The sequence below is a fragment of the Nocardia sp. NPDC004260 genome, assembly GCF_053603155.1.
Genome location: NZ_JBSGEZ010000148.1, coordinates 1 through 6,900 on the forward strand (window position 1 = coordinate 1; position 6,900 = coordinate 6,900).

The 6,900-nt window shown below is 69.4% G+C and carries 2 protein-coding genes; both read right to left on the reverse strand.

All coding sequences use genetic code 11. The annotated features are described in order from the left end of the window. On the reverse strand, nt 1-5,540 hold a 5,540-nt coding region (locus ACWEO7_RS37430; RefSeq protein WP_452430341.1), incomplete at its 3' end, for an amino acid adenylation domain-containing protein. Between the two features lie 279 nt (nt 5,541-5,819). Next, nucleotides 5,820-6,900, reverse strand: a 1,081-nt coding sequence (locus tag ACWEO7_RS37435; protein WP_452430343.1) for a thioesterase domain-containing protein, incomplete at its 5' end; no start/stop codon positions are given.

Sequence of the window (6,900 nt, forward strand, 5' to 3'; positions counted from 1 at the left end):
GTACGCGCCGCATACGCCACCATCACATCCCGCACCAACGGACCCATCGACGACGCATCCGCCGCAATGTGATGCACCACCACCGCCAGCACATATTCCCGCGGCGCATCCGCGATCCGCAGCAGCCGCACCCGCACGGGCACTTCGGCGGTCACGTCGAACGGAGTCGCAGCGAGCGTGTACACCTCGCTCGCGACCTCGTCCACGCCGATCGCATGCGCGCCCACATCCAGCGCCACCTGCCCGGCGGCCAGAACCACCTGCACCGGACCATCCGCGGTCTCCGGATACACCGTGCGCAATACCTCATGGCGTGCCACCACGTCGTGCAGCGCCGCGCCCAGCGCGGCGACATCCAGTTCGCCGGTCAACCGCAATGCGAAGGGCAGATTGTAGGCCGCGGAACCGGCCGCGGCGGCAGCGCCGTCCACGTGGTCGAAGCGGTTGAGGAACCACATCCGCCGCTGCGCCAACGACAACGGCAACCGCTCCGGCCGGGCGATGCTCCCCAGCTCCACACCACGCTCACCGTGCGTGTGCGACTCCAGCGCCGCCGCCAACCCGGCCACCGTCGAGGTCTCGAACAGCGCCCGCACCGGCACGCGAGCATCGACCGCCGCACCCAAGCGCGCCGCCGCCTGCGTGGCGACCAGCGAATTGCCACCGAGCGCGAAGAAGTCGTCATCCGCGCCGACTCGGGTCACACCGAGTACCTCGCCAAACACACCCGCCACGATCTCCTCGACCGCTGTCGCGGGCGCACGGAACTCACGCGCGGTGAAGGCAGGTTCGGGAAGCGCCTTACGATCGAGCTTGCCGCTGGAATTCAGCGGCAACGCATCCAGCGCGACGATGGCGGCCGGAACCATGTAGGCGGGCAGCGTTTCCCTGATTGCCGCGAGCAGCTCGTCTTGCTCGATCGAGTACCCCGGCGCGGGGACCGTGTAGGCGACGAGCTGGTCACCCAGCGACGAAGGCGCGACCACGGCCACCGCCTGGCTCACCGAAGGCTGCGCCAGCAGCGCCGTCTCGATCTCGCCCAGCTCGATCCGCTGCCCACGGAACTTCACCTGGAAATCGGTCCGGCCGAGATAGTCCAGCCGATGCGGCAGCGCTTGGGTCGGGGCGCGCCAGACCACCAGGTCACCGGTGCGGTACATCCGCTCGCCGTTGCCGAAGGGGTTGGCGACGAACCGGTCCGCGGTGAGATCGGGACGCCGTACATATCCGCGGGCCAGCTGATCACCGGCCAGGTACAGCTCACCGGGCACACCCGTCGGCACGGGTTGCAGATGCGCGTCCAGCACATACACCTGGATGTTCCACTGTGGCACGCCGATCGGCACGGAACGCTCGTCCGCGGCCGTCGCGGGCCAGTAGGTCACCGACACCGCCGCCTCGGTCGGGCCGTAGAGATTGTGCACGGCCGCGTCGGTCACCGTGCGCACCGCGGCGACGGTCTCCGGCGGCAGCGCTTCGCCGATCACGAAGATGTCGCGCAAAGTGGGGCACGACCCGGGAGCGGTGTGCGCGGCGAAGACCGTCAACATGGACGGCACGAAGTCCGTCACCGTCACACCTTGCGCCGCAATGGTTTCCGCGACGTACACCGGATCGCGGTGCCCGTCGTTGGCGGCGACGACCAGCTTCGCCCCCACGCGCAGCGGCAGGAAGTACCCCCACAGCGAGACGTCGAAGGTCGTCGCGGTCTTCTGTAGGTACACGTCGTCGGCGTCCAGCGGATAGGCCGCGAGCATCCAGCTGATCTGGTTCTGGATCGCGAAGTGCGAGACCGCCACGCCTTTGGGCCTGCCGGTCGACCCAGAAGTGAAGATCACGTACGCCGGATGGTGCGGCGACACCGGACGCACCAGTTCTTCCGCGCGAACGGGGCTGTCGTCGAATCGGTTCGGATCCAGCGCGTCCAGCAGCAGGACCGCGGTGCCTTCCGGCACGTCGACCGCGTCGGCGGAGGTCGTGAGCACGCAGACCGGCTGCGCCGTGTCGAGGATGTGCGCGATGCGTTCGGCCGGATGATCCGGATCCAACGGCACATACGCCCCACCCGACGCCACCACCGCATACATCCCCACCACGAGATCCAACGACCGCCGGACCGCCAACCCCACCAACGACTCCGCACCCACACCCTGCGAAATCAACAAACGCGCCAGCCGATTCACCCGCGCATCGAACTCACGATAAGTCAGCTCGGCGCCCTCGTGCACCAAGGCCACCTCGTCCGCGTACGCCTCCGCGGCGCGCCGGTAACCGTCGAGCAGTAACTCGGCGGGCACCGGGTACCCGGTGCTGTTCCACTCGAGCAGGATGCGTTCGCGCTCGGCGGGAGCCAGCAGGTCGATCGCGCCGATCGGCCGATCCGGCTCGGCCGCGACGGCGGTCAGCAACAGATCCAGCCGCCAGGCGAACTCGGCGATCGTCCGCTCGTCGAACAGGTCGGTGGCGTAGGTGAACATCGCCCTGAAACCCGTGGCAGGCCCATGGGCGGCGGGCACCACGGTCAATTGCAGATCGAATTTCGCCGTTGCGCTGTCGAACTCGACCACCCGAGCGGACAGGCCGGGCAGAACTATCTCGGGCATGCTCAGGTTCTGGTAGAACAGCGCCACTTGGAACAACGGATGATGCGCCTGCGAGCGCACCGGGTCCAGCACCTCGACCAGCCGCTCGAACGGCAACTCGGCATGCGAGAACGCGCCGAGATCCGTTTCTTTCGTCTGTTCGACCAGCGCACGGAACGACGCGCCGAGATCGATCCGGGTGCGCAGGACCAGCGTGTTGACGAACATGCCGATCAGCGGATCGAGTTCCCGCTCGCCCCGGCCCGCCACGGGCGTGCCGATGGTGATGTCGTCGGTGCCGGTGAGCCGGGCGAGCAGCACCGCCAGGGCGCTGTGCACCACCATGAACTCCGAGGCGCCCGCGCTCTGTGCCAGTTCGGCGAGACCTCGGTGCACGGAGGCGTCCACCACGAAGGTGTACTCCGCGCCCCGGCCGGAGGCGACGGCTGGACGCGGCCGGTCCGCGGGTAGGTCGATCCGGTCCGGGATGCCCGCCAAGGCGTCGCGCCAGTAGGCGATCTGGGCCGCGGCCACCGAATCCGGGTCGTCCTCGTCGCCGAGCATCGCGCGTTGCCACAGCGTGTAGTCCGCGTACTGCACGGGTAGCGGTTGCCACGACGGGCGGGCCCTGTTGCGCCGGGACAGGAACGCGCTGAGCAGGTCACGCAGGAACGGCGCGACCGAAGCGCCGTCGGCCGCGATGTGGTGCACCACCACAACGACAACGTGGTCACCGGGACCGATCTCGGCCAGTGCGATGCGCAGCGGCACCTCCGCCGCGACGTCGAAGCCGGTCAGCGCGAATCCGCGCAGCCAGTCCGGTAGCTCGTGCTCGGCGACCGGCTTCGGCGCGAGGTCGGGAACGACCTCCGCGGCGGGCAGCACCACCTGATACCCAGTACCGTCCACCGCCGGATACACCGTCCGCAACGTCTCATGACGCCCGACCACATCCGCCACCGCCGCCTGCAACGCCGCCACATCCAACACACCCGACAACCGCACCGCGAACGGAATATTGTTCGCCGCGGACCCGGTATCGAACTGATTCAAAAACCACATCCGCCGCTGCGCGGGCGACAACGGCACCCGCTCCGGACGCTCCACCGCCACCAACGCGCGCCGGTCGCCCGCGCCCTTCAACGGCTCCAACCGCGCGGCGAGCGCGGCGACGGTGGGGCTTTCGAAGATCAGCCGCGCGGGCACCCGCGCCGCGATGGCGGCCCCCAACCGGGCCGCGGCCTGCGTCGCGATCAGCGAGTTGCCGCCCAGCTCGAAGAAATCGTCGTCCGCGCCGACCGGCGCGCCAGGGCCCAGCAGTTCGGCGAACACCTCGCCGACCAACTCCTCGAGCGGGCCGACCGGCGCGCGGAACACCTTGGTCTGCAACCGCGGCGCGGGCAACGCCTCGCGGTCCAATTTGCCCACCGGAGTCAGCGGGATCTCGTCCAGCACCATGACGACCGTCGGCACCATATGCGCGGGCAGGCTCTGCTCGGCGAACGCGGCCAGTTCGGCCGCGTCGGCGTCCATCCCGGGCGTGGCGTGCACATAGGAGACGAGGATGGTCGCGCCGCTGTCCAGATGGTGGCCGACGGTGACCGCGAAATCCACCGTCTCGTGCGCCGCCAGCACCGCATCGATCTCACCGAGCTCGATACGGAAACCGCGAATCTTCACCTGGAAATCGTTGCGACCCAGATACTCCAACTCGCCATCCGGCGTCCAACGCACCAGATCACCGGTGCGATAGAGGCGCGATCCATGCGCGTCGAACGGGTTCGCCACGAAGCGGGACGCGGTCAGTCCCCGCCTTTCGTGATAGCCCCGGGCAAGTTGCGCACCGGCGATGTACAGCTCCCCCACGACACCGCTTGCGACCGGGACCAACCGCTCGTCCAGCACGTATTCGGTGACGGCCCGGATCGGCGCGCCGATCGTCACCGGTTCCCCCGGCACCAGCGGCGCGCTGATGTTCGTCATGATCGTCGTCTCGGTCGGGCCGTACCCGTTGAAGAACTCACGGGTGCGCCCACCCGACACCGGTAGCACCCAGCGCCGCACCAGCTCCGGCGGGCACGCCTCGCCACCGGCCACCACCACACGCAACTCGTCCAACCCCGCCGGATCCACCGACGCCAGCGCGGCCGGCGTCACGAACGCATGCGTCACGGCCTCCCGGCGGATGAGGGACGCGAATTCCTCGCCGCCGAACACCGTGGGGGACGCGACGACCATGGTGGCCGCGCCACCCAGCGCGAGCAGCAACTCCAGCACCGACGCGTCGAACGACGGCGACGCGAAATGCAACGTCCGCGACGCACTCGTCACCCGATACCGATCACGCTGCTCGGCACAGAAGCTCGCCAACCCCGCCTGCGTGACGACGACGCCCTTCGGCTTGCCCGTGGAGCCGGAGGTGTAGATGACGTAGGCGGGATGCTCCGCGCGCAGCGGACGAACCCGATCGGTGTAGGTCACCGGATCGGCCGGGAACTCATCGAGCCGCCGGGCGCAAGTCGCGGTGTCGATGGCCAGCCACTCGACCCGGCCCGGTAGGTCACCGCGGAGTTCCTCCACGGTCAGCCCGAAGACCGCGCCCGAGTCGGCGACCATGTGCTCGACCCGGTCGGCCGGATAATTCGGATCCACCGGCACGAACCCCGCACCGGTCTTGGCCACCGCCCACACCGCGACCACCGACTCCACCGAACGCGGAACACCGACCGCGACCAGATCCTCCGGACCCACCCCACGATCGATCAACAAACGCGCCAAACGCGTGGACCGTACGTCCAGCTCGGCATAGCTCAGCGCGGCCAGCGTTGCGGTCGCGTCGGCGAACACCACGGCCGCGCCGCTCGGGTTGGCCTCGACGGCGGTGGCCATCAATTGCGGCAGAGTGGTGACGCGAGGGCGGCGGGTCCGGGTCGGGCGCACACGCGCCGGGCGGGTCATACGCGCACCGCTTCCGCAGTCTCGTCACACCGCTGCCCGACCGCCCGAACCATCGTGCTGCCTCACCCTGTCTATCGTCGCCGCACGCACGTCACCATGCTCCCCACCCTGGGATCATCGAACGTGCGCAGGTCGATCGTTACCTGACCACCGGCGCACGCCGAGCGCGACCGGCCACGACCCTGGGGTTTCGGGTCGAAAACGGACGCACGTGACGAGTGCCGCGGTTGATTATTACCTGCCGACGCGCGATTGGGGTCGCGACGTCGGCAGGGATGGTCAACGGCGAGCGTCGAGCAGAGCGGCCAGCTGCGGTCCGATCACCGCGAGCGCCTCCGGTGTGGCCATCCGAGCGTGGGTGACCTCGACCGGCCGGTCGACGACCATGCCTTGGACGTACGGCCACCAGTCGGCCGCGGCGGCGCGCAACTCGTCGGTGGGATCGGCGATCGCCGCGCTGAAGTACTGCACGGTGCCGCGGAATACTCCGGGCCGGTGCTCGGCGATCAACTCCGCCGAGCGGACCGCGGTGCGGTAGATCCGGCGCAGCCGCTCGGGAGTCACCGCGACCAGATCGGCCGGGATCATGGCGTGCAACGCGGCCAACGACTCGTCGTCGAGCTCGTAGACATCGCCGTCCGCGGTGACCGCCGTGCCGAGGCCGAGTTCGGCCAGGGCCCCGCGCACCGCCGCGCGGAATCCGACCACGTCCGGATTCGGATGGCTGTCCATCATGGCCAGCAACTCCACCTGCTCGCCCGCGTCCTGCAACCTGGTGGCGATGGCATGGGCGAGCACGCCGCCGAGGGACCAGCCGAGCAACCGGTACGGACCCTGTGGTTGTACCGCCCTGATCTCGGACAGGTAGCGCTCGGCCAGTTCGTCCAGCGAACCGGGCAGCTCGACGTCCTCCGACAACGCGGGCGATTGCAGGCCGAAGATCGGCTGCTCGACGGGCAGGAACTGCGCCAGACCCGCGTACGACCAGGCCAAGCCGTACATCGGATGCAGACAGAACAGCGGGGCCGCCGATCCACTCGCCCGGATGGGCAGCAGCACGTCCAGCGCCGCGGTGGCGTCGGCGTCGCCCGCGTCGATGCGCGCGGCCAAGCCCGCCACCGTGGCGTCGGTGAAGAACCACTGCACCTGCACCGTCGCTCCGGTCGCGTCCCGCAGCCGTCCGGCCACCTGGGCCGCGAGCAACGAGTTACCGCCGAGCCCGAAGAAATCGTCGTCCAGGCCGACGCGGTCGGCGCCGAGCAGTTCGGCGAACACCTCGGCCACCGCCTGCTCCACCGGCGAACTCGGCGCGCGGTAGGCGGCCGTGCTGACGATCTCCGGCGCGGGCAGCGCCCGGCGG